This window comes from Staphylococcus cohnii species complex 1663 (assembly GCF_041008415.1).
GTDB lineage: Bacteria > Bacillota > Bacilli > Staphylococcales > Staphylococcaceae > Staphylococcus > Staphylococcus ureilyticus.
The window spans coordinates 1-791 of the sequence record NZ_JBFDVL010000023.1 but is presented as its reverse complement, the minus strand read 5'-3'; the positions used below and the strand labels follow the sequence as shown (position 1 = coordinate 791).

General features: G+C 34.4%; 1 protein-coding gene. It reads left to right on the top strand.

What is annotated here, in order from left to right:
• Positions 1 to 57 precede the first annotated feature (57 nt).
• On the top strand, positions 58 to 732 hold the full coding sequence (locus tag AB1J10_RS12600; protein ID WP_001105987.1) for an IS6-like element IS257 family transposase: 675 nt from the start codon (positions 58 to 60) through the stop codon (positions 730 to 732).
• The last annotated feature ends 59 nt before the right edge of the window (positions 733 to 791 follow it).

Here is a 791-nt window from a genome sequence, read left to right as displayed (position 1 = left end):
GGGTTCTGTTGCAAAGTTGAATTTATAGTATAATTTTAACAAAAAGGAGTCTTCTGTATGAACTATTTCAGATATAAACAATTTAACAAGGATGTTATCACTGTAGCCGTTGGCTACTATCTAAGATATGCATTGAGTTATCGTGATATATCTGAAATATTAAGGGAACGTGGTGTAAACGTTCATCATTCAACGGTCTACCGTTGGGTTCAAGAATATGCCCCAATTTTGTATCAAATTTGGAAGAAAAAGCATAAAAAAGCTTATTACAAATGGCGTATTGATGAGACGTACATCAAAATAAAAGGAAAATGGAGCTATTTATATCGTGCCATTGATGCAGAGGGACATACATTAGATATTTGGTTGCGTAAGCAACGAGATAATCATTCAGCATATGCGTTTATCAAACGTCTCATTAAACAATTTGGTAAACCTCAAAAGGTAATTACAGATCAGGCGCCTTCAACGAAGGTAGCAATGGCTAAAGTAATTAAAGCTTTTAAACTTAAACCTGACTGTCATTGTACATCGAAATATCTGAATAACCTCATTGAGCAAGATCACCGTCATATTAAAGTAAGAAAGACAAGGTATCAAAGTATCAATACAGCAAAGAATACTTTAAAAGGTATTGAATGTATTTACGCTCTATATAAAAAGAACCGCAGGTCTCTTCAGATCTACGGATTTTCGCCATGCCACGAAATTAGCATCATGCTAGCAAGTTAAGCGAACACTGACATGATAAATTAGTGGTTAGCTATACTTTTTTACTTTGCAACAGAACC

What these genes read in the sequence shown, in the direction of transcription:
- AB1J10_RS12600 (WP_001105987.1), top strand. Translation starts at nt 58, where the DNA reads ATGAACTATTTCAGATATAAACAATTTAACAAGGATGTTATCACTGTA.